Source organism: Chrysosporum bergii ANA360D, assembly GCF_029891735.1.
Taxonomy (GTDB): Bacteria; Cyanobacteriota; Cyanobacteriia; order Cyanobacteriales; family Nostocaceae; genus Umezakia; species Umezakia bergii.
The window spans coordinates 1-25,290 of sequence record NZ_JANQDH010000051.1; the positions used below are offsets into that span (position 1 = coordinate 1).

General features: G+C 42.2%; 23 protein-coding genes, 1 tRNA gene and 1 pseudogene. 9 read left to right on the forward strand and 16 right to left on the reverse strand.

Features of this window, described 5'->3' with window-relative positions:
* Window positions 1-555 precede the first annotated feature (555 nt).
* Window positions 556-4,131, reverse strand: coding sequence for a helicase-related protein (locus NWP17_RS08100; protein ID WP_280654405.1), 3,576 nt, complete (start codon window positions 4,129-4,131; stop codon window positions 556-558).
* A gap of 230 nt (window positions 4,132-4,361) precedes the next feature.
* On the opposite strand from NWP17_RS08100, the gene NWP17_RS08105 reads away from it, so the two are divergent.
* Window positions 4,362-4,730 carry a four helix bundle protein gene (locus NWP17_RS08105; protein ID WP_280654406.1) on the forward strand — a complete coding sequence of 123 codons (369 nt, stop codon included), beginning with the start codon at window positions 4,362-4,364 and terminating at the stop codon, window positions 4,728-4,730.
* On the opposite strand, the gene NWP17_RS08110 is transcribed toward NWP17_RS08105, so the two are convergent.
* Entirely contained in the window at window positions 4,708-4,986 is a 279-nt protein-coding gene (locus tag NWP17_RS08110; protein ID WP_342394003.1) for a zinc ribbon domain-containing protein, read from the reverse strand. The two genes, NWP17_RS08105 and NWP17_RS08110, sit on opposite strands and share 23 nt — an antisense overlap.
* Here NWP17_RS08110 and NWP17_RS08115 point away from each other — a divergent pair.
* Window positions 4,986-5,254, forward strand: a pseudogene (locus tag NWP17_RS08115) (Mov34/MPN/PAD-1 family protein); the annotation flags it as partial. The gene NWP17_RS08110 and the pseudogene NWP17_RS08115 sit on opposite strands and share 1 nt — an antisense overlap.
* A 51-nt stretch (window positions 5,255-5,305) precedes the next feature.
* Window positions 5,306-6,478, forward strand: a complete 1,173-nt coding sequence (gene moeB, locus NWP17_RS08120; protein ID WP_280654407.1) for a molybdopterin-synthase adenylyltransferase MoeB — start codon at window positions 5,306-5,308, stop codon at window positions 6,476-6,478.
* 113 nt (window positions 6,479-6,591) lie between these two features.
* Here the strand turns inward: moeB and NWP17_RS08125 are convergent, their stop codons facing one another.
* From NWP17_RS08125 to NWP17_RS08160, 8 genes are all read right to left on the reverse strand, one after another.
* Window positions 6,592-7,461, reverse strand: a complete 870-nt coding sequence (locus NWP17_RS08125) for a DUF4231 domain-containing protein (protein ID WP_280654408.1) — start codon at window positions 7,459-7,461, stop codon at window positions 6,592-6,594.
* Window positions 7,462-7,617: 156 nt separating this feature from the next.
* On the reverse strand, window positions 7,618-8,358 hold the full coding sequence (locus NWP17_RS08130) for an ABC transporter ATP-binding protein (RefSeq protein ID WP_280654409.1): 741 nt from the start codon (window positions 8,356-8,358) through the stop codon (window positions 7,618-7,620).
* Window positions 8,359-8,437: 79 nt separating this feature from the next.
* On the reverse strand, window positions 8,438-8,662 hold the full coding sequence (locus tag NWP17_RS08135; RefSeq protein ID WP_280654410.1) for a ferredoxin family protein: 225 nt from the start codon (window positions 8,660-8,662) through the stop codon (window positions 8,438-8,440).
* Between the two features lie 89 nt (window positions 8,663-8,751).
* A complete protein-coding gene (locus tag NWP17_RS08140) occupies window positions 8,752-9,963 on the reverse strand; it encodes an ATP phosphoribosyltransferase regulatory subunit (protein ID WP_280654411.1) in 1,212 nt (403 codons plus the stop codon).
* Window positions 9,963-10,901, reverse strand: a complete 939-nt coding sequence (locus NWP17_RS08145; protein ID WP_280654412.1) for a J domain-containing protein — start codon at window positions 10,899-10,901, stop codon at window positions 9,963-9,965. The genes NWP17_RS08140 and NWP17_RS08145 overlap by 1 nt, the downstream gene beginning before the upstream one ends.
* Window positions 10,902-10,975: 74 nt before the next feature.
* Window positions 10,976-11,788, reverse strand: coding sequence for an inositol monophosphatase family protein (locus tag NWP17_RS08150; protein WP_280654413.1), 813 nt, complete (start codon window positions 11,786-11,788; stop codon window positions 10,976-10,978).
* Between the two features lie 81 nt (window positions 11,789-11,869).
* Window positions 11,870-12,409, reverse strand: a complete 540-nt coding sequence (locus tag NWP17_RS08155) for a thermonuclease family protein (RefSeq protein ID WP_280654414.1) — start codon at window positions 12,407-12,409, stop codon at window positions 11,870-11,872.
* A gap of 1 nt (window position 12,410) precedes the next feature.
* Window positions 12,411-12,779: a 2Fe-2S iron-sulfur cluster-binding protein gene (locus tag NWP17_RS08160; protein ID WP_280654415.1), complete on the reverse strand. Its 369-nt coding sequence runs from the start codon at window positions 12,777-12,779 to the stop codon at window positions 12,411-12,413.
* A 114-nt stretch (window positions 12,780-12,893) separates the two neighbouring features.
* Here NWP17_RS08160 and NWP17_RS08165 point away from each other — a divergent pair.
* Together NWP17_RS08165 and NWP17_RS08170 are read left to right on the forward strand one after the other, a co-directional pair.
* Window positions 12,894-12,980 (forward strand) — tRNA-Ser (locus tag NWP17_RS08165).
* A 30-nt stretch (window positions 12,981-13,010) separates the two neighbouring features.
* Window positions 13,011-13,922 carry a carbohydrate ABC transporter permease gene (locus tag NWP17_RS08170; RefSeq protein ID WP_280654416.1) on the forward strand — a complete coding sequence of 304 codons (912 nt, stop codon included), beginning with the start codon at window positions 13,011-13,013 and terminating at the stop codon, window positions 13,920-13,922.
* Window positions 13,923-13,992: 70 nt separating this feature from the next.
* Here the strand turns inward: NWP17_RS08170 and NWP17_RS08175 are convergent, their stop codons facing one another.
* The gene (locus NWP17_RS08175) at window positions 13,993-14,766 is read right to left on the reverse strand and encodes an SAM hydrolase/SAM-dependent halogenase family protein (protein ID WP_280654491.1); all 774 of its coding nucleotides are present in this window, start codon (window positions 14,764-14,766) and stop codon (window positions 13,993-13,995) included.
* Window positions 14,767-15,022: 256 nt separating this feature from the next.
* Here NWP17_RS08175 and pirA point away from each other — a divergent pair, with 256 nt between their 5' ends.
* Window positions 15,023-15,178, forward strand: coding sequence for an arginine synthesis PII-interacting regulator PirA (gene pirA / locus NWP17_RS08180; RefSeq protein WP_280654417.1), 156 nt, complete (start codon window positions 15,023-15,025; stop codon window positions 15,176-15,178).
* Between the two features lie 92 nt (window positions 15,179-15,270).
* Here the strand turns inward: pirA and NWP17_RS08185 are convergent, their stop codons facing one another.
* Window positions 15,271-16,146 (reverse strand): DUF2382 domain-containing protein, encoded by an 876-nt coding sequence (locus NWP17_RS08185; RefSeq protein WP_280654418.1) that lies wholly within the window; start codon window positions 16,144-16,146, stop codon window positions 15,271-15,273.
* 270 nt (window positions 16,147-16,416) lie between these two features.
* On the opposite strand from NWP17_RS08185, the gene NWP17_RS08190 reads away from it, so the two are divergent.
* On the forward strand, window positions 16,417-17,247 hold the full coding sequence (locus NWP17_RS08190) for an S-layer homology domain-containing protein (protein WP_280654419.1): 831 nt from the start codon (window positions 16,417-16,419) through the stop codon (window positions 17,245-17,247).
* Window positions 17,248-17,410: 163 nt separating this feature from the next.
* On the opposite strand, the gene aspS is transcribed toward NWP17_RS08190, so the two are convergent.
* From aspS to NWP17_RS08210, 4 genes are all read right to left on the reverse strand, one after another.
* The gene (gene aspS / locus NWP17_RS08195; protein WP_280654420.1) at window positions 17,411-19,198 is read right to left on the reverse strand and encodes an aspartate--tRNA ligase; all 1,788 of its coding nucleotides are present in this window, start codon (window positions 19,196-19,198) and stop codon (window positions 17,411-17,413) included.
* A gap of 193 nt (window positions 19,199-19,391) precedes the next feature.
* A complete protein-coding gene (gene surE, locus NWP17_RS08200) occupies window positions 19,392-20,072 on the reverse strand; it encodes a 5'/3'-nucleotidase SurE (RefSeq protein ID WP_280654421.1) in 681 nt (226 codons plus the stop codon).
* 119 nt (window positions 20,073-20,191) lie between these two features.
* The gene (locus tag NWP17_RS08205; RefSeq protein WP_280654422.1) at window positions 20,192-20,929 is read right to left on the reverse strand and encodes a DUF1995 family protein; all 738 of its coding nucleotides are present in this window, start codon (window positions 20,927-20,929) and stop codon (window positions 20,192-20,194) included.
* A 72-nt stretch (window positions 20,930-21,001) separates the two neighbouring features.
* Window positions 21,002-22,681 (reverse strand): hypothetical protein, encoded by a 1,680-nt coding sequence (locus tag NWP17_RS08210; protein ID WP_280654423.1) that lies wholly within the window; start codon window positions 22,679-22,681, stop codon window positions 21,002-21,004.
* Between the two features lie 480 nt (window positions 22,682-23,161).
* Between NWP17_RS08210 and NWP17_RS08215 the strand changes: the two genes are divergently transcribed.
* Both NWP17_RS08215 and NWP17_RS08220 read left to right on the forward strand, forming a co-directional pair.
* Window positions 23,162-24,412 carry a succinate--CoA ligase subunit beta gene (locus NWP17_RS08215; protein ID WP_280654424.1) on the forward strand — a complete coding sequence of 417 codons (1,251 nt, stop codon included), beginning with the start codon at window positions 23,162-23,164 and terminating at the stop codon, window positions 24,410-24,412.
* Entirely contained in the window at window positions 24,409-25,287 is an 879-nt protein-coding gene (locus tag NWP17_RS08220) for a succinate--CoA ligase subunit alpha (protein WP_280654425.1), read from the forward strand. The genes NWP17_RS08215 and NWP17_RS08220 overlap by 4 nt, the downstream gene beginning before the upstream one ends.
* The last annotated feature ends 3 nt before the right edge of the window (window positions 25,288-25,290 follow it).

The following is a 25,290-nucleotide window of genomic DNA, read 5'->3' on the forward strand; positions in this document are numbered from 1 at the left end:
CTTCAGCTTTGAGACGGGGAATTTATTCCCCGGTTGCCCCGGATGGATTCCCCGACTACATGAATAATTAATGGTTTCATTTATTATTGACCAATAGATTTGTGATTTTCATAATATATTTTGTGATTTTTTGCTAATGTCATATGAGTCCGTTTTAACGGACTTCAGCTTTGAGACGGGGAATTTATTCCCCGGCTGGATTCCCGGTATAGATGAATAATTAATGGTTTCATTTATTATTGACTAATAGAAATGAAAATGTGAGGAAACGGAATAAATCCAAATCCTCACTGCGGAATAAATCCAAACACATAATCTTTATTTAGTGGAGAAACAAAACCATGAAAAAGTAAACAACCTACCTTTGGGTTTTAAGAGTTGCCGAACAACGCTTATTGGTTGGCAGCTTTCGCAGCTTTGCACTAAAGATGGATCAATGGATCAATGCACTTCTTGAAAAATCAGCTTACAAGGAGGGATGGTAAATTGTCAACCATTTTTTAGATAAATCTTTCCAAACTGATAACTGCTAGATGTACAAGCATCCTGCCGGCACTACAATAAGATGTTATCTGTTCCCTGTTCCCATAGTTTTGACCAGCTGTAGTTAACACTGGTGACCGCAAAACCTGGTTCTGTGTCGAAGGGTCGCTGGAGATATCGAATAACACATTTATGATCTTGTTTGACTTGATGGCTGTTTTGTGGATCCTTCAGTTTCCATGGCTCCCCTGGGGTGAGTTCCGGAGTCTGGGGGACTTGCACTAAGGCTAAAATAAAGTTATCTGGTTTATTTAAAGCAGTGATAATTTCGTTTTTGGTGACTGTGATTGTATCTGCTCCTGCTATCCTGCCTTTAACTTCTATAAATCTCAGTTTGCCGGTGCTGGGGATGCGTGATTCTATATCATAGCCGCATTTGTCGGCGCTTACGTCTTTTGGTTCATAACCTAACTGCTGTTCGGTGTTCATGACCGCCTGCATGGCTAATATTTCTATTCTTCGCTTTTCTTGGGCAAAAGTGCTGGGGTTTTGGTGTGGGCTTTTGTCTTCCAGTCGTTGTATTAAACCTATGGGAATTATTAACGCCCCACCAATGACTACCGGGGGGAGGGGAGAAATACGCCGTTCTTGCTTTAGGTCTTCCTCCCGTTTTTTTAACCGAGCTTCGAGTTCGTCTGCTCTGGTTCTAGCTTTGGCGGAGTTGATTTTGGCGTTGATTTTTCCTGCTGTTTCTTGAGCCTTTAGCTCTGAGGCTCGATGGTCCCAGTAGTTAATTTCTTTTCCTAGTCGGTCTTTGACTGCTGCTATGGTTTTATCTATCAGTTCTTCTTTGTGCTGTTTGACTTCTTCTAGATGCTGGGGGACAATGTGGGCTATGGCGTATTTTGCCGCTTCTGCTTCGATGTCGTTGAGTAACCAGGATTGTGATAAAGTAGGCTCTATTAATGCTTGGTCTGCTTCTGGTAGTGGTTCATAGTTTAAATAAGGTGCATGACCCGCATTACGGGCTTGTCCTGTGTCGTCAATCTCTACATACTGCATCCGTCGAGATACCACATGACGATGACCCTCTTTGTTTGTGGAGCCATCTTGTATGCAGTGTTCTAGATATACTAAAACCCGCACCTGTTCGCTGGGGTCGTTTCTGTCTAACAAAATACCGCCTTGTTTAAGGACGTTTCTGTGTCGTTCTAATATTAAGTCAATGGTGGCTTCCAGTAGAGGATGACCAGGACAAATTAAGGCTGCTAATGGTTTACCTGCAATGCTGATTAATTGCTTATCAAAGCAAACGCGCTCATACCTGGGTAATATTGCAGCGCTTTTGCCTAAAATTCGCCCCCGGTTGCGAATGACGCTGGGAACATGGGTAACTTCGTAGCGGCGGGGTTCTCGCTCTCTGACTGTTCCTCCTAATTTTTCCAGGGCTTCTTGAAAAAAAGCCGCTATAAAATGGGGCTGTAGTTTCCTGGCTTCCGCTCGTTCCATTTCTGCCCGAATTTCCTGTACTCTGGATATATCCATGGTGTTCTGGACTAGGGCTTTTTCTGCTAATAAATGTTGTAGTTTTTGCCGATCTAGGTATTGTGCTACTACTTGGCTGAGTTTGGCTTTAACCTCTGCTGAGTCGCCGTAGCGAATAGCGTCAATTAGTAGCTTTCGTAACTGCGCTCCATCAATGGCTTTACCCAATACGTCAAATACCTTACCCCCCAAGGCGTTTTGCTCAATTTCTAGCTTTTTCAATAGTCCTAAATAAACATCTCCTTCTCTGGTTTCTTTCGCTACTAAGTTCCATAAGTGACAAACTTCTGTTTGTCCGATGCGGTGAATACGCCCAAAACGCTGTTCTAAACGGTTCGGGTTCCAAGGTAGGTCATAGTTAACCATCAGGTGCGCCCGTTGTAGGTTGATTCCTTCCCCGGCGGCATCGGTGGCAATTAATACTTGTACCTCCGGGTCTTGGGTAAATGCTTCTTGAGATTTTCGCCTTTCTTCGCGGCCCATAGCACCGTGAATTGTGACTATGGCTGTGGGGTTGCCTAATAATGTGGTGATTTGCTGTTGTAAGTAATTTAACGTGTCCCGATGTTCTGTAAAAATTACCAGTTTACGGCGATAACCCTGGGTATCAAACAGTTCTCCCTGGTTTTGCAAAATTTGAGATAGTTCTTCCCATTTTTTATCTGTCCCACTGCGTCGCACTTGTAAGGCTAATTGCTCTAGTTTTTGTAACTGGGTAATTTCGGTTTTGAGTTCGGTAATGGTGCGGGCTGCTGATGCTTGGTCTACTACTTCTTGTTCTGTTGCTTCTCGTTCTTCGCTGGGGATATCGTCTTCTAGTTCGTCTACATCTTCTATGAGAATAGAGAAACATTCAATTTCTGCTTCCTTACCTCGTTTGGCTATTTCCTCTTCTCTCAGGCGTTTTTGTAATCTTTCCCGTCGTCGTAGTAGTGATTGATAAATGGCTTCCGGGGAAGATGCTAAACGGCGTTGTAATATGGTTAGGGCAAAGCCTACAGTTCCTTTACGTCCTTGATTATCTAAACCCTCAGCCCGGTTAAATTCTTCCCGCACATATTCTGTTACTTGTTTATAAAGAATGGACTCTAGCTGAGAAAGTTTATAATCTACTGTATAAGCCCGGCGCTCTGGAAACAAGGGTGTACCGTCAAATTTTAATAAGTCTTCTTTGACTAGCCGACGCATTAAGTCGGAGGTATCACAAACGTGAACTCCGTCCCTAAATTTGCCTTCAAAACGATCTCCGTCTAGTAAGGCCATGAATAATTGGTAATCTTCTTCTTTACCGTTGTGGGGTGTAGCCGTCATCAGCAAAAAGTGGCGGGTGATACTAGATAGCAGTTTCCCTAATTTGTAGCGTTTGGTTTCTCGGATATCGCCGCCAAAAAAAGAAGCAGACATTTTGTGGGCTTCGTCGCAAATAATTAAATCCCAGTCGGTTTGTGTGAGTTTGGCTTGCAGGTCTTGGTTACGACTTAATTTATCTAACCTGGCTATGGCTAGGGGTATTTCTGCTAAAGCGTTACCCGTTCGGGCTGTTTCTATGCGGTCATTGGTGAGGATTTCAAATTCTAAATGAAATCTTTGGTATAATTCATCTTGCCATTGAGCCGCTAAACTGCCGGGGCAAACTACAAGACAACGATGTAAATCACCCCGCAGATGAAGTTCTGCTATCAGCAGTCCCGCCATGATGGTTTTACCTGCTCCTGGGTCATCGGCAAGTAAAAAACGTAACGGTTGACGGTTGAGCATTTCCCCATACACCGCGGTGATTTGGTGCGGTAGGGGTTCTACTAAGGAACTGTGTACTGCTAGTAAGGGATCAAATAAATGGGCTAATTGGATGCGCTGGGCTTCTGACACCAGGCGCAATAAGTAGCCGTCGCCGTTAAAACTCCAGGGGCGTTCTTTGGTGACTATTTCTAATGTAGATTCGCGATCGCGGTATAATAATTTTTGCCCTGTATGTCCTTTGGAGTCTTTGTAGGTTAGTTCCATGACGTTATCGGCGTACCATTGCACGTCAATAACTGTAACTAATTGGTTATCTAAAATACCTTTTACCCATGCTCCTTTGGTGATTTCTTCTAGTCGCATCCACTTTATGTATTCTATTTGCTTAATTATATATTAAAACTTTTAATACCAAAACTTTTAATACCAGCAAGTATTTTTTTTGTATTTTTTTGACGCAGCGAGCGGGATGCTCACAATACAACATGATCATTATTATGATTCGCTTTTCGCTGAATCGTTTTGATGATAGTGACCTATGATAATAGGTAGCCACTGCTCACCCTGTTAATCCTCGTAATACCAATATCAAAATGACAGACTTTAGAGAGCTGCAAGAATGGGAAAAAGCACATGAACTGACAATTGCAGTTTATGAGATTACTAAAACCTTTCCAGAGGAAGAACTATTGGGGCTAACTCAACAAATCCGTCTAGCTTGTGCTTCCATACCTATTAAAATAGCCCAGGGATGCGATCGCGATGACTGTGAAATTGAATTAGAATTCCTGGAAATGGCTAGGGAAGCAGTGATTGAAGTAGAATATTACCTCTTACTTTCCTGCGAGTTACACTTGATGGAGTCATCTGATTATGACCGATTAATCAAAGATGTAGTCCAGGTCAAGGAACTATTAGCCTCTTACATTGTTGACATACTCACCGACCTTGAAGGTCGGTGATTCTTGACAAGTCATAGTAACTCGCAGCCGAAACAGTCTTACAGTCACTCCCTGTGGATTTTAGGTCCTGCCGATGCCCCATGCCGACCATTTTTATATTCTTAGCAGCATTCTCATCTTTGTCTGCAAGAGTATTGCAACTTAAACATAACACTGAGCGAACAGACAAATCAATCTTGCCCCAACCATACCCACAGCCAGAGCAAATCTGGCGAGTAGGTTCCCATCTGTCAATTACTCGGAAATCCCTTTTAATATGCTACCGCCCCCATGGTAGTACTACAAGCCCAAACAGCAGCACGCGATCGCGCCCTGAATATTATTCATTCCTGATTATTGGCATTTACCACTCTCACCCTGATCATTGTGCTACGCCTTCAAAATGCGATCGCCTCTATGCTTGGGCAGAATACTCATATATAATAGTAGCCATTCACCATGGACAAGCTGGTAATATTGGGAGTTGGACTCTTGATGAGCAGCAGCAGTTCCAACCAGAGTCAATAACCATAATTCCAAGCTGATAACTAGGCATTAATTCCCCCGCCAATATTGATCTACCTTACCTCAACTCTATGCTTAATCCCGATCTGGATCAAATCCAGTTAACTAAAGATGATTATGAACGCTACTCCCGCCATTTGATTTTGCCAGAGGTGGGGCTAGAGGGACAGAAGCGTTTAAAAGCAGCTAGTGTATTATGTATTGGTACTGGTGGACTAGGTTCGCCATTACTGTTATACTTAGCCGCAGCCGGCATTGGACGCATTGGTATTGTTGATTTTGATGTTGTAGACACCTCCAACCTGCAACGGCAAATCATTCACGGTACATCTTGGGTAGGTAAACCCAAGATAGTATCAGCTAAAAACCGCATTCATGAAATTAACCCCTATTGTCAGGTTGATTTGTATGAAACCCGCCTCAGTTCTGAAAATGCCCTAGATATCATTCAACCTTATGATATTGTAGTCGATGGTACTGACAATTTCCCTACTAGATATCTAGTCAATGACGCTTGTGTATTGCTGAATAAGCCCAACGTCTACGGTTCTATTTTCCGCTTTGAAGGGCAAGCCACAGTATTTAACTACGAAGGCGGACCAAACTATCGTGATTTATACCCAGAACCACCACCACCAGGCATGGTTCCTTCCTGTGCTGAAGGGGGAGTACTAGGTATTTTACCGGGGATGATTGGCATTATTCAAGCTACAGAAACAGTAAAAATCGTGATTCAACAAGGTAATACCTTAAGTGGGCGATTACTGTTGTATAATGCCCTAGAAATGAAATTCCGGGAATTAAAACTGCGTCCTAATCCCATTCGCCCGGTGATTTCCAAGCTGATAGATTATGAGCAATTCTGCGGAATACCCCAAGCTAAGGCAGAGGAGGAAAGACAAAAAATGGCCTTATCAGAAATGACAGTCCAGGAATTAAAGCAATTAATAGATAGTAATGCCCAGGATTTTGTATTATTAGATGTTCGCAATCCTCATGAATACGAAATTGCCAAAATTCCCGGTTCTGTGTTAATTCCCTTACCGGAAATTGAAAACGGGTCAGGAGTAGCCAAGGTGAAAGAAATACTCAATGGTCACCGCTTAATTGCTCATTGTAAGTTAGGGGGACGCTCTGCCAAAGCCTTGGCTATCCTCAAAGAAGCTGGAATTGAAGGAACCAACGTTAAAGGAGGAATTAACGCTTGGAGTAAAGAAGTTGACCCGACAGTACCAGAATACTAACACTTGCCAAGCCCTATAAATAGAGGGACGCAGAGGTAAAAGTGACATCTCTGCGCCTCTCACAATAACTCAAAAGCAGCTAAAATTAATCAGCTAAAATTAATCAGCTAAAATTAAGCACTTTGTTGAGACTGGGCTGATTCTTGCTGCTTATCTTCTTTCTTGTCGCCCTTTTGCTGCTTATCTTCCGCAGCTTCCTGGACTTGCTGGAGGTGAATAGTATTCACCTGTCTAATAAAATATTCTAATGCTTGGCTGGCTTTTTGTTGCTGTTCCGCTTCGTCAGCAGTATCAAAGAGGCGATAGGGTTGTGTGACTCCCAGGATAAATTTTTCTACTTCTGCTTCTAATAATTCCACTACAGTATTAGCCGCTACCCAGTTCTTTTGAAATGGGAAGGAAGTAACTATACTAGCCAGTATGGAAGCAATAGCAGGACAAATAACAGGTAACCATTTTAACCAAGTTTGCCCAGCTTCGATTTTATCCACCAGGACTAAAATAGGGGTAATTCCCGAAAAAACCACGGTGGTAATTTGCAGAATGTAGTAAATGGTTCTGGATAAATTCCTGACATTTTTATAGTCGTTGATCAAATCTTGGCAATATTGTAAAGCTTTGGCTTTGACAGGAGTAAAGTTATTGACTTGCCAAGACCTTTTATCCAGCAAATAAGTTGATATTTCTGCCTTTCTGTTGGCTTCGTACTCACTAGCAGCTTTTTTGAAGTCTTGAAATACTTGTCTGTTAATGATCAGTAACACAAGTGATATAGCAATTGAGATCACACCATAAAGAACCAGGGTTTGGTTTTCTTTAGCAACAATTACAACAACACTACCTAAGAGTAATATTGTAATTAACAAACTCTCGACGATCTTTAAGGTGAGCAATTTTTTCTCTGGACTGGAAGATAATTTACCCGCACCTACAATGGTGCTACTTGCTGTCAACTCATCAATGGTGAAATCTGGTGTAGTCATTGCTTGATGTCTCTATAGTATGCTTAAGCGTTTGTAAGGGTTTTTTGTATCAATGTCGAGTATAATTTAACCCTGAGTCAACAGCAATGATAACTTGAGATAATTAAGCTTTTTTTCATAAATTGCTCATCACCATAGAGGAATAATCTAAAATTATCAATTCAAATCAGAATGCTGCTTACCAGCACCTAAATACAATTGACCTACTTGAGGATCATGTAATAATTCTTGGCCAGGTCCGGAAATAGCATCTCGTCCAGACTCCAATACATAACCACGGTCAGCCATTTCTAAAGCTTTACGGGCGTTTTGTTCCACTAAGATAATTGCAGTACCTGTTTGATTGATTTGTTTAATTTGCTCAAATACCTGCGTTACTAAAATGGGGGATAAAGCCGCGGAAGGTTCATCTAATAGCAGTAAACTCGGTTGTAACATCAAAGCTTTGCCCATGGCCAGCATTTGACGTTCCCCTCCTGATAGAGTACCAGCACGTTGACCACGGCGATCGCCTAATCTGGGAAACATAGTAAAAATCTGATCTTTAAGGGGTTTAAGGGGGACATTACGCACAAAAGCCCCCATTTCTAGGTTTTCTTCCACAGTGAGAGAAGGGAAAACATTAGCAATTTGTGGTACATAGGATATTCCCTTGTTAACGATTTGATTGGACTTTAACCCCACAATATTTTCATTTTTAAAGGTAATAGTACCAGTGTGAGGAGTTAACAGCCCAAAGATAGTTTTAGCTAAAGTAGACTTACCCGCACCGTTCGGGCCAATTACTGTGACTAATTCACCTGGTGATACAAAAAAATTTATCCCTTGGAGAATATCTACATCTTTTATATATCCTGCGTGGACGTTTTTAACTTCTACTAAATATTCATTAGTCATTGGTCAAGGGAGAGACAAGTAACTTGGTTATTAGTCAACAGCTAAGTTAACCATAACATAGACTGCTGACTGTAAAATTTTACGGTGTTTTTTGTAAATCCGGTCGTTCTTGGGGGATGATGGCACCTTCTACCGGGCAAACTGCGATACATATACCACAATCTATACAAGTGGCAAAGTCAATCCAATACCAATCAGTTCCTTGGACATTTTTACCAGGACCGGGATGGATGCAGGCTACTGGACAAGCATCTACGCAGTCAGCTACACCTTGACAAACATCTGTGACAATCGTGTGGGGCATTTCTTGATTCCCTTTCTTGCAGATCAGCTATTTCTAGCCTAGCAGGGGAGTAGTGACAATTATAGTTGTGAATACTCCCCACCCACTCATTAAACCAATGGTTCACAAATTACAGAACCATCAGCTTTAATCCAGGCGATTTGAGCAATACCGCGATCGCTCGCGTATTGTTTCACAGTTGCTGCATCTTTGCCGCCTAAATCCATTTCTACCCTCACCAATTCTGTAGAATCGCGGAGTTTTTGGGCGTAGGCAAAAGCCGCAGCTTGAGCCTCGGCTGTTTGCGGTACTACTAACCAGTCACTAGCTGCCGTTGATTGTGGTAGTTGCTGGTTATATAAAAGAACTTGGTGTAAATCTTCGATATTCAGCACAAAACCAATACCGGGAATATCTTCGGCTTGAGGATGATATAGTCCTAACAGCCGGTCGTAGCGACCACCGCGCCCTAAAACTCTGGCTTGTGAATTATTATTAGTGACAATTTCAAACACTATGCCGGTGTAGTAGTCTATGGTTTCGATTAAACTGAGGTCAAGAATTAAAGAAACCCCCCCAACGGATTGTAATAACTCTACCATAGATTTGAGATTATGCACCATTTCTTGTTGCTGGGGATTTAAATCCAAACTACTGACCTTTTGCAGTACATCAGCACTGTCACCACGCAGATCCATCATGATGATGGCGCGATGGCGTAGTTCATCGCTCAAAGGTAGATTATCTATGGCGATGTGATCAAGATGAGCAATGGCGCTGCGGACTTGGGGTTGTATCTTCACCGGGAAAGCATCCAGGAGAGATGTTGTAATTCCCGCTTCCCCCAAGATTAAATGCCAATCTTGTAAACCCAAAGCCGCGAGACAATTTCTCACCAAAAGCAGCACTTCCACATTAGCCAATAGTCCCCCCACACCCAACAACTCAACCCCAGCTTGATAAAATTCTTGCTGGCGGTTGTGCTTGTTTTCCCAGTTCCGGCGGAAAACATTAGCGTTGTAGTATAGGCGTTTGGGATAGGTGACACCTGCCATGCGCGTAACCACTGCACGAGCGATGGAAGCTGTCAACTCCGGGCGCAATCCTAGTTCTTCATCTTGACCGTTTTGTAGTTGAATCACCATCTGGCGTTGAATTGCTTCTCCCGCCATTAGAGTATCCATCCGTTCCAAGGTTGAAGTGATAATCCTGTGATATCCCCAACCATGAAACACTTGTTGTAATCTATCTTCAATCCAGTGTTTTTGAGCCACATCTAAGGGTAATAAATCCCTGGCTCCAGATGCTGGTTGATACACCATTATTTTTTATTCCCACCAAACAAGCCACCAAACAAACCCCCACCTCCAGATTTATCTGGTTGATTAGTTTCATCATCATGAGGTGGAGTCACTCTCGAGCCACTGGACTGTCGCCCTAAAGCTTTTTCTATTTTAGGTTTCCATGTCAATGCTATTTCATTAGTGGGATCTAATTTCAAAGCATTATCAAAATGAATTTTGGCCATTTTAATCTGATTTTGCCTTAAATACACTAACGCTATTAAACTATGACAGAGACTATTTTTAGGTTCTAACTTCAAAGCATCTTGTAACTCTACCTTAGCTCGACCCAGTTGGTTGTTGTTGATCAAAGTTTGAGCGCGACGCACATACTGGTCTACTGGGGAATCTTCTGGGACTGGTGGGAGTGTTTCTGTGTTTGATCTGGCTTTACCTGAGTTAGTTGGGAATTGACCAGACAACTCAGAGGAAGTGGAACCTGTGGCTGCACTCCGCATCAGGTATACTAAGTTTAACTCGCTAACTTGGGAGATGATTTCAGTTGACTTCTCTAATGATTGATATTGAGTAGTGGCAATTTTGGCGATCGCTGTCTTGTAAGCATGATCATAATTAGTCTCAGTCAGTAGTTTTTTAGCCAAGTCAGTGCTTAATTCTAACTCAGCTGATTCTCGTAATAGGCGTTTGCCCATTTGAGATAAAACTATCAGGTGTTCTGTGTGACTGGTTTCCTTGCCCAGATGTTCATAGGCTGGATTAACGAACGTTGATAACAATTTATGAGCCTGTTGTTTTTCAGCTGAGGTCAGGGCGTTGCTATCTGGGTGTAAGCGCCGGGCAATTTCTAGGTAACGTTTACGTATCTTCTTTCCATCTGCGTCAACTGGAACACACAAAATTGCGTGATAGTCCATCAAGTCATATTTAAACAATCCCACATTTATTTTTATAAACATATATTACTTAGTGTTTTTTTTAGCTAGCTTGATTTTATAAGTAATTCTACAGTAGCAAATCCTCAGTTATCCTGTCATTTCCAACTCGACAACGGGGGAACTGTTACCAATTCATTACTTAGTTGGTGGTGAATTTTACCGTTTGTAGCTAAAATTCTCCCTGATGCAATTTTAAAAGCAGTGCCATCATAGGCAGTAACTTTACCCCCAGCTTCTCGCAATAAAACCACACCAGCCACCACATCCCAAGGAGAAATTCCCCTTTCCCAGTAACCATCTACACGCCCACAAGCAACAGCAGCCAAATCTAAAGCAGCAGAACCGCTACGCCTAACCCCCTGAGTGAGATGAGTTAGGTGACAAAATTCTGCATAGTTATTATCCGCAGTTTCCCGGCGATCATAGGCAAATCCTGTTACCAACAAGCTTTTACTTAGTTCAGATATTTCTGAAACCTTGATGTTCTGGCGGTTGCGGGTGGCACCCAAGCCAGTGGCTGCTCGAAATAGCTCCTCACGTAAAGGGTCATAAATTACACCTACAGAAGGGACACCATGAACCAATAAGCCAATAGAAACAGCAAAAGCGGAATATTGATGAGCGTAATTAGTTGTACCATCTAAAGGGTCAACTGCCCAGAGATACTGATTATCTTGATTGCCTAACTGTCCTGATTCCTCAGCCAGGATAGAATGTTGGGGAAAGTGGCGGCGCAAAATTGAGAGAATTTCCGCCTCTGAGGCTTGATCCGCAGCGGTGACTAAATCACCAGGGCGACCTTTTTCGGTAATAGCATTTTCTAACTTACCCAAATACCCTTGTAAAACTGCACCCGCAGCCAAAGCTGCTTCTGTGGCAATATCTAGAAAAATTTGTAAATTAGTCATTGTTTTTTTTCAAAAGGGAACAGGTCATTGGTGATTGTGTACGAATACAACAACTAAACTATCTTGTATACTTAAAATTGGTTACAATTTTTGGCGGCGAAACTCACTAGGAGAGAGACGCATGGGTTTTTCAGGGTTCCAAATGCCTTTTCCCATGAGTCTAGCCCATTGTTGGGCTTGCTCCAAGCGTCGGTCATATTTGTGATTAGGCGATCGCCCTACAAATAGAGCATATCCTTTTTTAACAATTTCCTCATTCAGTAACCGATTATCTTTCCACACATAAGCTAAAGTTCGCCCTGTTTTATCCTTAGCTTCCAAATCAAATTCCAGGATTACGGATTTTTCTGGCTCACCAATCAACTCTGCTAAAACTTCTTTAGACTCATCCGCCCAGGGAAGTTGGCGAAAATCCGGAGCATCAATACCAATTAACCGGACACGAGCGGCCAAGTTGGGTTGGGGAGGTATACCTAAAACTTCTAAAGTTTGCCCACTCACCACCCGCGTTACCTTCACCTCCACCTGATTACCGACAGTGTAATCATTGGCTTGACAACTGCTCAACAACAGCAAGCACAGGAAACAAATCAAATGTGTGGGCTTGTGGGCGAACAGCATTTTAATCCTCGTCTAACGGTAAACCCGCTTTTACCCTACCCTTGGCAAAATAGCGGCCAAACTGTAGTTCATATACTTCGTCCTCATCTTGGGTTTCTACCTCCAAATCAGAACGAGCATAACTGACGCATAACAAAGCATAACCCCGTCGGCGCAGTGCCGGCGATAGTCCAATAGCCTCCGGTTGGTAAACTTCTCCAGATATTACCCTCACAGCACAAGTTGTACAAGCCCCATTGCGACAAGAAAACGGCAGATTCTGTCCTTCTTGTTCGATGCTGTGGAGAATATAGCGGTCTTCCGGGACTTGTAGACTGTATTCTTGACCAGAAGCGCGATCGCGGACTTTAATGGTGTGTGTAGAGGACATTTTGCTGTTTGGATTTCCCATCAGAACTTTTAGTTTTAATTTTTAGTTTTAATTTAATATGTCTAGACTTGCAATTTCCAAAATTTTATAGTATAGTTATAAATCGTTGCCCCTGGAGAGGTGGCCGAGTGGTTTAAGGCGCAGACCTGGAAAGTCTGTTATGCGGAAACGTATACGAGGGTTCGAATCCCTCCCTCTCCGTTAAATAATAATCTGGTCGGTGGCTAATTTATGTCTGTCAATTGGATATTGGTCAAACAGCGACTAACGCCCTACTTATTTTTGCTCCCGGCCCTAATTATCTTGTTTCTAACGGTCTTTTGGCCGGCAATACAAGCATTTTACCTCAGCTTTACCACTTACCAGGACCTGTCCCAGCCACCGCAATGGATAGGTTTTAGCAACTTTCTCCGTTTGTGGAAGGATGCAGTTTTTTGGCAAACTTTAGAAAACACTTTTTTGTATCTGCTGGGTGTAGTACCAATTTTAGTCATGGCTCCCTTATTGCTGGCAATTTTGGTAAATCAGAAATTGCGAGGAATGAACTGGTTTAGAGCAGCTTACTACACTCCTGTGGTTATATCAATGGTGGTTGCTGGTATAGCTTGGAAATGGCTATATGCAGAAAACGGCTTACTCAATCAATTACTGGCCAGTGTGAATATTTCTCCTACAGGAATTCCTTGGCTAACCAGTCCAGAAAAATTGCTAAACATTGTCCCCATTTCCCTAATGAGTGTCATGCTTGTCACCATTTGGAAAGGACTCGGCTATTACATGGTAATTTATTTAGCCGGCTTGCAATCAATTCCTGATGATGTATATGAAGCCGCAGCCATTGACGGTTCCGATGGTATCCGCAAACACTGGGATATTACCATACCTTTGATGAAACCCTATTTAGCCTTGGTGGCAGTCATTTCCGCCATTTCCGCCACTAAAGTATTTGAGGAAGTATTTGTTATGACCCAAGGCGGTCCACTCAATAGCTCAAAAACCATTGTTTACTATTTATATGAACAGGCGTTTAGTAATTTAGAAATTAGCTATGCTTGTACAATTGGGTTAGTATTATTTTTGATGATTTTAGCCTTATCAGCCTTGAGACTATTTCTAAATCAACAGCAAGACATGGGGATTTAATGAACATTCTATCGTCACCAATACCCTGTTCCCTGTGTCCCATCCTTACAATTGACTTTTTCAGCCAACCCTAAATAAATAAAACTTGTAACTCATCTTGCCAATTCATCTGCAACTGTGAGGAAGCGTTACCGCCATTAATGGCAATTTCTACCCAGCCATGACTACCAACTAAAGCGGCTACTTCCCCCACCTTAACATCACCATAAGTCACACAGCCGGGTATGGTCAGCCCAGAAGCCTGTACACACCAATTTTTACCCTGGATATATTTTCCAGGAATATTACTGATTAAGTTGCCAAAATGATCAATATATTGAATAGAACCTGTTACCCCAGAACTTGTAGGGCTACATTCCGCCATATCTAACTGTACTAAACCGGCTGGGTTGATTTGTCGTCCTAGCCGTTGTAAAGGAATACCACTGGACAGATGAGCGCCCACAGGTGCAAAGATATCCCTACCGTGAAAAGTTTTACTAGGTTCCCTTGTGCGCCAATATTGGGGGTTAGTTAGTTCAACAGCGTTAATTGCTGGGGTTTGACTAAGTACCCCGCTAAATATGCCATTGTCCGGACCGACTAAATACCCCTGAGCAAATTCTACCGCGATCGCTTTTCGTCTCCCCCCTACTCCCGGATCTACCACAGCCACATACACTGTACCCACAGGAAAATAAGGGTAAGCATTCATCAAACAAAATCTAGCTGCTGCCTTGTTTTGGGCGGGAATTTGGTGTGTCAAGTCCACTACCCTAATTTGGGAGTTGATTTGAGCCATCACTCCTTTCATCACACTAACATAAATATCGCAGTGGCCAAAATCGCTCAGTAATGCCACCAGTGCTGGTTGATTGATTGGTTTTTTCTCCTTGACATCTCCCCTGGTTTCAACACAGGGGATTCTAAACTCATGTTGCTACGCGGTCATCAGACACGCTAGGCAGCTTTTACAACATAACTTATTAAATCATAATGAAGACAGATTTTTCTGTAACGAAAAATACTACAACTATGATATCTTAGTCACATAAGACATACTACAGCAGTCTTGATCAGCATAAACACAGATTTCTTTGTTAATCAAAAGGAGCATAATCATGAGTTGGCATAGACTAAAAGCGCCCAGTCTAGCAGAACAAACTCACAGAATGAATATTCACAAAAGCCTAGAGCATCGCTTGGAGGTGGCTAAGGCTAAGAATGACCAGCAGTTGATACATCAACTGGAAGCAGAAATGAAGTATTTTAGCTAGATTGAGAGTTTGTAGTTAATTTTTTTATTTTGTAAAAAACACATGGGTTGTCAACACCAATTAACAACCCATGAAATCACCCTAAAAATTGCTTAACTTTTTCTCCTCCGGGGGCGTTCGCTATCTTTCTTAACGTCTAATTCTTCCCGGCGTAGATTTTCTTCAGCCTGAACAGTATGTTCCTCCACAACCTTCCTCACTTCCACCTCTTCACGCACCACAGCTTCCTTACGAATTTCCGGCTTTTCTTCGTAAACATCCATATGTATTACCTCACCTTCCCGGAAATTAACTTCACCAGGGGCTGCTGTGCGTCCCGCGTCGGGTGGTGTAGTGCGTTCAATAACTACACGCTCTTTTTCTACAGGTACTGAAACTGCGGCTTTTTCCGTTTCAACGTGCTTACCAACCACCACCTCTCCTGTTTTCACCCTGGACTTATCAGCAATTAACCGTTCTTCGTACAGTTTTAGGTTTTGATGATTTGCTTTGGTGGTACTATATAGTTCTGGCTCTTCCTCGTAATATCTAGCCCTAGCTGTCCTCTCAATATCTAAAGGTGCTGTGGCCTCCACAGGTGTTGCAGTTTCTAAGGGTGACTCAACCAAGGGTCGGCGATACACCCCGCGCACTTGTTCCTCATAATCATCATCAACCCGTTCTAGATCCTTAAAATCAGGCAAGTTTTCTACTTGCTCTCGGGTAAGTCCTGCTGCATAAACTCGTCGTTCCGAATAACTAATGCGGGAACGCCCAATTGGTAATAAAACCTGCTTACCAAAAATCCAAAACCCTGTATCAACAACTAAATAACGAAAATGTCCAGTATCGTCTACTAAAATATCTTTGACAGTGCCAACTCTTTCATTATTGATGTCTGAGTAAACATCAAAGTCTCTGATGGCATAATTATCAAAATCAGTAGCCGTATAATCACCAGAAAAATCTTCAAGTTTATAAAGAACCATATTAACACTTGCCCAAATCTACATCTTTGAGCCTAAAACATATGTTATCTTGGTACTTCTTGCTTGCGATTGAATTGCATTCACTTATTATTTAATACTTTTGGGGGATTTATGAGTAGTTATATTTAAAGTAATTGTAATATTTAATACTATAAAAATAATTATCTAACCTGAGATATAACCGTGATCATCGGCGGGTAGATAACTATTTAAATAACCACCAAATATTATAGAAGTACATTTATTTGTATTGTATGGAGGTATATTTAAATGCCTAGCTTATCCCGTTCTTGTAAATTAACTGCTTCTTTGGTAACTCTAGGGGTAGCAGCAAGTGTAACTGGCGCGGCTTTAGCACAGAGTACCTTTCCTGATGTTCCTATTGATTATTGGGCGCAACCATTTATTGAGCGTTTAGCTGCCAGAAATATTGTTGTGGGATATCCAGATGGTACATTTCGACCAGAACAGGCGGTACAACGTGATGAATTTGCGGCCATGATTCGTAAAGCTTTTGAAAAAGAACCAGTGCGGCAAATCAAAGATGCCAGCGTTTATCAAGATATTCCTCAAGGACATTGGGCAGCCCCAGCCATTGAGGAAGCATATCAACAAGGATTTATGAGCGGTTATCCAGATGGTTTTTTTCGCCCAAATCAGCCAGTTTCTAGAATAGATGCCATAGTTACCCTAACTAGGGGCTTAAATTTAACACCAGAACCCCAAAAAATCACCCGTCGAATGGTGAAAAGGCCGATATATTTGCCCCTAGCAATGACTTCTTTAATGCAGCCCTTAGTGTCTGCACCCCAAACAACTACAGATGTGACGGCAGTGGCTAAAAATTATTATGCCGATGCCCAACAAATCCCCCAGTATGCTATTAATGATGTGGGCATAGCAACACAAAAAAATATTGTGGTCAATTATCCAAATCCTAGGGAGCTAAATCCTAACCTGCCCCTCAGACGCTCCACTGCTGCTGCTTTTATCCATCAAACTTTAGTAGCCCGGAACCAAATGGAACCCCTGCCGAGTAATGTAGAAGCTTATAACTATATTGTGCGTCCTCAAGTGAACATGGTTGCCGAAGGAAATTAGCTGTGAAAACCGATAATGTGGGATTTTTGACTTGTCTCCTGGATGGAATCCCAGGTAGTGCCAGCATCCTGCTCGTTGCTTAATACATCTTACCCGCTAAGGATGCAGATTACTCCCCCCAAGGGGGGCTTTGAGTAATTCATCCCCCCTGAGAAAACAGCCTCTAAGACTTAGGCCGGTAAGTTGAACTAACCTGCAACTCTTTTAACTGCTTGGGATCTACCTGGGAAGGCGCATCTGTGAGCAAACAACGGGCTTGTTGCGTCTTGGGAAAAGCGATGACATCCCGAATTGATTCTTCTCCAGCCAGCAACATAACTAAACGGTCTAAACCATAGGCAATGCCACCATGGGGGGGTGTACCATATTCAAAAGCCTCTAAGAGAAAACCAAATTTATTTTGTGCTTCCTCTGGAGACAAACCAATGGCTTCAAATACCTGTTGTTGAATATCCCTTTGATAAATTCGCAGGCTTCCGCCACCAATTTCTAAACCGTTTAGCACTAAATCATATGCTTGGGCGCGGGCAGTTTTTAAATCTCTCACATCTTCCGGATGGGGAGCAGTAAAGGGGTGGTGCAGTGCTTCTAGGCGTTTTTCGTCAGCATTCCACTCAAACATGGGGAAGTCTGTAATCCAGAGTAAATTGATTTTTTCTGGATTAATTAACTTAAACTCTCTAGCCACTACTTGCCGCAATCTGTCTAAAGTTTTATTAACTGTGGCTATGTCACCAGCGCCAAATAATAACAAATGACCGGCTTGTGCGCCTGTAAGTTGCAATATTTCTTGTTTTTGCTCTGGGGTGAGATTGTCTTTAATTGCGCCGATGGTGTCAATTTCACCATTTTCTCGCACACGGATAAAAGCCAAACCTTTTGCACCGGCTTCGCTGGCTTCTTTAAATAAGTCGCCGCCCGGTTTAATGCGGACATTAGAAATGGCATCATTACCCTGGGGAATTGGCAAAATCTTAACGGTACCACCATGAGCGATCGCATCACGAAAAACTTTAAAACCACAGTCTTTTAAGACATGGGAAACATCCACCAATTCTAAACCATAGCGAGTATCTGGTTTATCACTACCGTAGCGTGCCATGGCTTCGGCATAGGTCAGACGAGGGAATGGTAAGTTTAACTCAATACCTTTAACTGTTTTGAAGATATGAAGCACTAACTTTTCATTCAGGGCGATAATTTCTTCCTGGGACATGAAACTCATTTCCATATCCAACTGAGTAAATTCTGGTTGTCTGTCGGCGCGTAAATCCTCATCACGGAAGCAACGGGCAATTTGATAATATCTATCCATACCCGATACCATGAGGATTTGTTTAAATAATTGGGGTGATTGCGGCAAAGCAAACCACTCTCCAGGATTCACGCGACTGGGTAAGATGTAATCCCTAGCACCTTCTGGGGTGGAACGGGTCAAGATGGGGGTTTCGACCTCTATAAAACCTTCCAGGTCTTCTAAGTAACGACGCATGGCTTTAACGACTTGATGACGCAATTGCATATTCTGCGCCATGCGTTCTCGTCGCAAATCCAAGTAACGATACTTAAGCCGCAAATCTTCCCGCACTGCTTCTGTATCAGCTGTGGAAACTTGGAATGGTAGTTGTTTGCGAACTCCGTTGAGGAGTGCAATTTGATCAGCGTAGATTTCTACTTCGCCTGTAGGGAGGCGGGGGTTCAAAGATTCGTCCGGGCGCTGGGTTACTCTGCCGGTGATTTGGACAACGTATTCATTCCGGAGGCTGTTGGCCTGTTGGTATGAATCTGGGGTGCGTTGGGGATCACTGACAATTTGGACAATCCCTGAGCGATCGCGCAAATCCAAGAAGATCACGCCCCCATGATCGCGGCGACGGTCTACCCATCCATACAAGGTAACAGTTGCTCCCATATCTTGTTTTCGGAGTGCGCCGCAATAGTGAGTTCGCATAGGTGTTAGTTTGATTCTGTCGGGCTAGATGGGCTAAGTTATTGTCAAAGCTTTCCCATTATCTAGCATCAATAGTAATTGTAGTAGTTTCAGTTCCAGAAAAAAACAGTTATGGGGGCTTAAACTTATATTTTGTACCCGCCGGCGGTGAGTGGCGGCCATGAAGAGTTTTAATTTCCCTAGATCACAAACCTTAGACTTTTAATAAAGTTACAGCGATATTACCTGAAAAACACACATCAACATCAGTCCCAGGAGTGCGATGGCGTTTAGCATATTCACCTACGTAATAAAAATTATCGCCGTCAATACGATAGTTGATGGGTAAAGGTTTAGTACAAGGGTGGCAAAACACGATGTGAGGGTCAGGATCACCCGGTTGCAGATGTGGTAAATTCACATTCCAGAAACTTCCCGGCCCTAAAGAACGCTGGAATAAGTCGGCTAAAACCTCAGCAGTCAATTTAGTAGCCAGATCCCAATCTACAGTTTGTGTACCTTTGCGATATTGAGAAATAGCAATTCCGGGAATATCTTGTGTTGCGGCTTCCCGCACAGCCGCCACAGTACCGGAAATATAAGCATCTACTCCTAAGTTTCCTCCTGCATTAATACCTGAAAGCACAAATTTGATATCTTGGCAAATTTGGGAAGTAGCGATTCTCACACAATCTGCGGGAGTACCTGCGATGGCATATTCATTTTTAGAACGTTGTTGCAGATTAATAGCGCGGGAAGTAGTGACCTGATGACCACATCCTGATTGATGGTCTCTAGGAGCCGCAATAATTGTTTTTTTAGTATTTACAGCCTTCAACAGGGCTTGAATACCAGGAGCATCAATTCCGTCATCATTTGTCAAAATTATAGTCATATATCGCCCATCTTTCCAGAAAACATAGATACTATTGTGCTATGTTGATGATGATTTTGGCAAAACTGAATATGAACCACAGATGAACCTATCTGTGGTTGATTTTTCTAATATTCAACTTAGCTACTTAAGGCCTTGAAAAACCGTTGTAAACTCTTAAACACACTGGGCTGTTTGGCAGGTGCTGCATCTGTTCCAGTTTGTGGTTGTCCTTGCATCAGAATTAAATCTAATTCATCACCGCTAGGTTTTTTAGGTAATTCGGCAATTTTTTCATACTGGCCGTTGGTTTGCTCCACCCATACTTCCCATAATCCCGGATAGCAGCGAAACACAGCACTTGTGTCATCTACAGGACGCAGGTAGTAACAAGATTCAATAGTGCTGATGAAACGCTGGCGGGTTTGCCTAGCTGTATAACCAATACCCACAACGCCAGAATCTTCTAAGCGGGGATTTAACATCACAAAAGGGCGATCGCCCATATTTTCACACAGCCTTTCTAGTTGGGGAACTTCTACGGAAGTCGGGGCAATAAACAGGAAAATTTCATCTTCTGGCTGAATTTTCGACTGTAGGGAAGCCGCTCTACCAGTACCGATATCCAAAATTTTAAATGGTGTATTCGCCCAATCACGGTTAGCTAGTGCAGCAGCCCCAGCATCAGCAAAAAAAACTTTCAAGCGGGAATCATATTCGGCAAACAAAGGTAAAAATTGTGCCGCTACCGGCATGAGTTTCAGTTCTGGGAACAGAAAATCAACTTGTAAGCGAGTATAGCCATCTGTAAGAGCGGCTTGGGTAGCGATGCGAGATTGGGCAATGGCTTCTTCAAGACTGTTGGGCAGTTCAGACATAGTTTATGTTATCAATCTAGTTTCTACAGTTTATTAAAGCAAGTGGCAAGGTAGAATCAATTCACCATCTCACTAACCTTGGGGTATATGCGTGTATATCCCTTGACCTTTAGTATCATAAATAAATACTGGCATCCGGGCATTATCACCAATTGCACTTAGGGCTTCTTGTAAAATATACCAGTGGTTGGTGGTTTGCAAGTCCGACTCAGATAATGTGGTTTCAAGCACTCGTTCATAATCAGGGGTCAAGGAGACGGCAATGCCGCTATTATTAATAGTAAAAGTGCAAACCCGAATTTCTCGAACACAGGTTTTATCCAAGTCTTGACCAACCTTTTGCCAATTAATAATGCTTTGCAGCTGTTCTTGTGCTTGCTCGAGGGCGGTAGAGTAAGTTACCACCAGATTTTGAGATTGATTGTAATAAAAAGTATTTTTAGCAACTTGTTTGGCACTTTGTAAAGCCTGTTCCCAGTATGTAACTGCTATCTGCCACTGGTTGTTTTGCTCGTAGGTTTTGGCTTGATCAGCAGTGTTCATGGCTTGTTGATAGCTTCTAGCTGCTATTTCTTCTGTGGTGGCGCGATCGCGTGTCCTTGCTAGTTGGAGTTGGTAGTTTAACAACAATTTTTGTGCCTCTGGGTATGCTGGGCTATTGGGGGGAATCATATTTAACCCATTAATCACCACTTGCCAGGTAGATCGTGCTTTTTGCCAATCGTTTACAGACTTAGCGGTGGCTGCTCGCTCCTGGGCTACAATGGCTACAGCTTCGGCATCATTAAGTTTTTTCAGCCATTTTTCCTCGGTAAGTAACTGTTGATTTACAGTTTGCAAACTCACCCGAAATTTTGACAATCTCGGTTTGACTAGCCCATAGAGTTCGTCGGTGGGGGGTATAGCTTCTAGTGGTGCGATGGCTTGTCGCCATGAATGCTGGATACTTGTTAGTTCCTCTGTACTAGTGACAGGAGTTTGCATTTTTTTCTCTGCCACATTTGCCACTTGTAATGCTGTGATCACCTGGTTAATTTTGTCTGAGTGCATAGACAAACTAGTTTTTAATTCCTCAGCCTGTCGGTAACGGGGTGACCAACGGGGAATATTACCCAGATTGGTGCTAACTGTTTTGAGTTGCTGTTGTATTGCTACTAGTTGATTTTCCTCTTTAATACTACCGATGAGTTGTCTATATTTCCAGTTTATGCTTAGGGCTGTTTGCATTTCTTGGCACTCCAACATGACACAAGGACGAGTGAGGAAGTAAAAACCACTACCAAAAACACAAATTCCTAACAAAATTATTCCTAGCAGCAGAGACTTAACAGGGCGTTGTGGTGGGGTAGTCCACAAATCTGGTGGATCTGGGAAACAATCAAATATTTCTTCTGGTTCGTTTTCTATGGTAGATGGAATATGGATCAAAGAAGAAGAAGTTATTTCTTCCTGTGGCTGGATAATATAGGAACATCTAGCATAAGGCAGTTCTTGCCCAAGTATTCTGATAAAGCATTGCACTTGCTGGTCTCTGTAGGTGGGTAATGATTGGAGTGCTTGTTTAAGCACCACAAAGATATTTTGACCATCAACAGTCACTTCCTCTGGATGTTGAGTTAAAATCATAAGCTGGTCTTTTTTGACAGCACATTTAATTTGGAAGACTTCACCAGAGGGAACCTTGGCAAGAACCTGTTCTTGCAAAGTTATTGCTAAAAGTTGTAAGTCTTCCTGCTGAACTGCTACTTTCATAGAGCCTACTTAATTCTATAGAAAAACTTTTTAACACAAATTTTGACTTTTTACTTTTACAGGACTTACACAACTGGCACATTAGTAGGCTGGTTTAGACCCTAGATATGATATTTCGTGAGTAAGGGCAGTTGTACCGTTTCCTAATTCTCCGTAAATTAAGTTGTTCTAGTAACAAATTATATTCCGTTAGTAAATAGTTATGTTTTCATAGTTAATTGGCATCGTTGACCAAATCCGATAGAATTAATACATAAAAAATCAATTATTTATTAGAGGTTGTTTGTCAAGTATCAAATTGTATCAATACTTCTGACTAAGCATGGTTCAAAGTATCAAAAGAAATTGATACAAACTGAGGTATTTTCCAAACATACTGTAATAAAGGAAAAAAGGTAAACTATTAATTCTAGTGCTAGAAAAAGTTACAAACAGCGCCAAATAAATGCCTTTAGAAGTGGAAATACAAGGTGCAAGTAAATGGATTTATTGGAGTATCAAGTTAAGGAATGGTTGAGGATAATAGGCATTCCTGTATTGCCTTGCCAAAGAATTGACCATCCTACAGATTTGAAACGTTTAACAATTCGCTATCCCATTGTTCTCAAGTCACAAGTATATGGCGGGGAAAGAGCAAAAGCCGGTGGAGTCAGGTTTGTAGAAACAACAATTGATGCGATCGCTACGGCACAAATGATGTTTAATCTGCCAATTTGGGGCGAATTACCCGAAGTTTTACTGGCAGAATCTAAATATATTCCTGAGCAAGAATTTTATCTGGCAGTAGTTTTAGACACTGCCGTTTGCCGACCAGTGCTTTTAGGCTGCACAGAAGCTAATATTGATTGGGAATCCCCAGGGGCAAAAATGCAGCACGTTGTGGTTGAACAAGAATTTTCTCCGTTCTATGCAAGGCGACTGGCATTAAACATGGGTCTGCAAGGTAGATTAATGCAGTCTGTTAGCTGCATTGTGGAGAAGATGTACCAATTATTTGTACAAAAAGATTTAGATTTGTTAGAAATCAATCCTTTGGGGGTGAGTGCATCTGGTGAAGTGATGGCTCTTAATGGTAAAGTCAGTATCAATGAACGCGCCATTGGTCGCCACCCGGAATTAGGGGAAATAGCAGTAAAAATAGCTAACCGTCATAGTAGAAATTCAAGCAATGGTAAGTTAAGGAATGACGATGAGTTAAAACTGCAAGGTAAAATTGGCATTCTGGGCAATGGTACTGGTTCAATTATGGCTACCTTAGATTTAGTCACTAACGCTGGGGGTAAGCCGGGTAGTTGTTTAAACCTACGCCATGCTTTTATCACGGATGTTGTCCCTACCACCTTCTGCCATCGTCTGAGGAAAGGCCTAAAAATTTTAGCTGCTGATAAAAGTATTCAGGTTATCCTGCTCAACCTCATCGGTAGCATACCTCAGACTGAGGAAGTAGCGGAAATTATTAGCAATTTTGCCCAACATGAAAAAAGCAGAATTAACTCAGCAACTATCAAACCCAGCAGCAAAAGTCTTACAGAGTCTCATTGTCCGCGATTGGTTGTGCGAATTGTTGGTTCTGAGTTCAATGTGACTCAGAATATTTTAGCTACTTTAAACAGTCAAACCGATGCTCTGACAGTATTAGAAAATTTAGATGAAGCAGTAGCAGTAGCCGTTCGTCTGAGCAAAATTATCACAAGGAACTGCAAAGTCAACTCAAACGAGAAACTTATATGAATTTAACCCCAGATAGCAAAGTATTAATTTACGGATTTTCTGAATTCATCACAGCAACTCATGTTACTCAAATGAAGGCTTATGGGACAAATTTAGTTGCTGGTGTCAATCCTGGATATGGTGGACAGCAACTATATAACTTACCAATCTTCGATTTGGTTGAAGAGGTAGTGGCAAAATTTGGAGCAATTGATACAGCGATTATATGCGTACATCCCTATGAAGTTTTAGACGCAGCATTAGAAACAATGGCCTCCAAGATTAACCAAATTATCATCATTTCTGGTGGTGTGCCACCGTTGGATATGGTGAAATTACTTCGTAAAACTGAAGCCACAGAGACTTTGATAGTCGGTCCCAACAGTCCAGGAATTATTGTACCAGGAAAGATTCTTTTGGGTACTCAACCCAGGGAATTGTATACACCGGGTGGCGTAGGAATTGTTAGCCGTAGCAGTACCCTCACTTATGAAGTTGCTTGGGAACTAACTAAAGCTGGTTTGGGGCAATCAATTAGTGTCAGTATTGGTAGTGATACCATTGTTGGATCATCGTTTTTGCAATGGCTGCAAATTCTGGATGAAGATGAAACCACAGAAGCGATCGTTTTAGTCGGTCAACCCGGCGGCGATAGCGAAGAAGCCGCAGCGCGATATATTACTGAAGCAATTGATAAACCAGTAGTTGCTTACATTGCAGGTAGACACGCAACAACCGCAAAAAATTGGGGACAAAGTGGCACTTTAGCCACAGTGATTGGACGTAAACCGAATTTTGGCACAGCACAAAGTAAATTAACTGCTTTTAAAAAAGCCAAAGTTCCAGTAGCTGATCGTCCTTCTGCAATTCCAGAATTACTGAAACTCCCCGCTTGAATT

What these genes read in the sequence shown, in the direction of transcription:
- NWP17_RS08145 (WP_280654412.1), bottom strand. Translation starts at nt 10,901, where the DNA reads ATGTTTATAAAAATAAATGTGGGATTGTTTAAATATGACTTGATGGAC.
- NWP17_RS08140 (WP_280654411.1), bottom strand. Translation starts at nt 9,963, where the DNA reads ATGGTGTATCAACCAGCATCTGGAGCCAGGGATTTATTACCCTTAGAT.
- NWP17_RS08185 (WP_280654418.1), bottom strand. Translation starts at nt 16,146, where the DNA reads ATGGTTCTTTATAAACTTGAAGATTTTTCTGGTGATTATACGGCTACT.
- NWP17_RS08220 (WP_280654425.1), top strand. Translation starts at nt 24,409, where the DNA reads ATGAATTTAACCCCAGATAGCAAAGTATTAATTTACGGATTTTCTGAA.
- pirA (WP_280654417.1), top strand. Translation starts at nt 15,023, where the DNA reads ATGAGTTGGCATAGACTAAAAGCGCCCAGTCTAGCAGAACAAACTCAC.
- NWP17_RS08135 (WP_280654410.1), bottom strand. Translation starts at nt 8,662, where the DNA reads ATGCCCCACACGATTGTCACAGATGTTTGTCAAGGTGTAGCTGACTGC.
- NWP17_RS08155 (WP_280654414.1), bottom strand. Translation starts at nt 12,409, where the DNA reads ATGCTGTTCGCCCACAAGCCCACACATTTGATTTGTTTCCTGTGCTTG.
- NWP17_RS08170 (WP_280654416.1), top strand. Translation starts at nt 13,011, where the DNA reads ATGTCTGTCAATTGGATATTGGTCAAACAGCGACTAACGCCCTACTTA.
- NWP17_RS08130 (WP_280654409.1), bottom strand. Translation starts at nt 8,358, where the DNA reads ATGACTAATGAATATTTAGTAGAAGTTAAAAACGTCCACGCAGGATAT.
- NWP17_RS08100 (WP_280654405.1), bottom strand. Translation starts at nt 4,131, where the DNA reads ATGCGACTAGAAGAAATCACCAAAGGAGCATGGGTAAAAGGTATTTTA.
- NWP17_RS08105 (WP_280654406.1), top strand. Translation starts at nt 4,362, where the DNA reads ATGACAGACTTTAGAGAGCTGCAAGAATGGGAAAAAGCACATGAACTG.
- NWP17_RS08205 (WP_280654422.1), bottom strand. Translation starts at nt 20,929, where the DNA reads ATGTCTGAACTGCCCAACAGTCTTGAAGAAGCCATTGCCCAATCTCGC.
- NWP17_RS08215 (WP_280654424.1), top strand. Translation starts at nt 23,162, where the DNA reads ATGGATTTATTGGAGTATCAAGTTAAGGAATGGTTGAGGATAATAGGC.
- NWP17_RS08125 (WP_280654408.1), bottom strand. Translation starts at nt 7,461, where the DNA reads ATGACTACACCAGATTTCACCATTGATGAGTTGACAGCAAGTAGCACC.
- NWP17_RS08210 (WP_280654423.1), bottom strand. Translation starts at nt 22,681, where the DNA reads ATGAAAGTAGCAGTTCAGCAGGAAGACTTACAACTTTTAGCAATAACT.
- moeB (WP_280654407.1), top strand. Translation starts at nt 5,306, where the DNA reads ATGCTTAATCCCGATCTGGATCAAATCCAGTTAACTAAAGATGATTAT.
- NWP17_RS08160 (WP_280654415.1), bottom strand. Translation starts at nt 12,779, where the DNA reads ATGTCCTCTACACACACCATTAAAGTCCGCGATCGCGCTTCTGGTCAA.
- NWP17_RS08190 (WP_280654419.1), top strand. Translation starts at nt 16,417, where the DNA reads ATGCCTAGCTTATCCCGTTCTTGTAAATTAACTGCTTCTTTGGTAACT.
- NWP17_RS08150 (WP_280654413.1), bottom strand. Translation starts at nt 11,788, where the DNA reads ATGACTAATTTACAAATTTTTCTAGATATTGCCACAGAAGCAGCTTTG.
- surE (WP_280654421.1), bottom strand. Translation starts at nt 20,072, where the DNA reads ATGACTATAATTTTGACAAATGATGACGGAATTGATGCTCCTGGTATT.
- aspS (WP_280654420.1), bottom strand. Translation starts at nt 19,198, where the DNA reads ATGCGAACTCACTATTGCGGCGCACTCCGAAAACAAGATATGGGAGCA.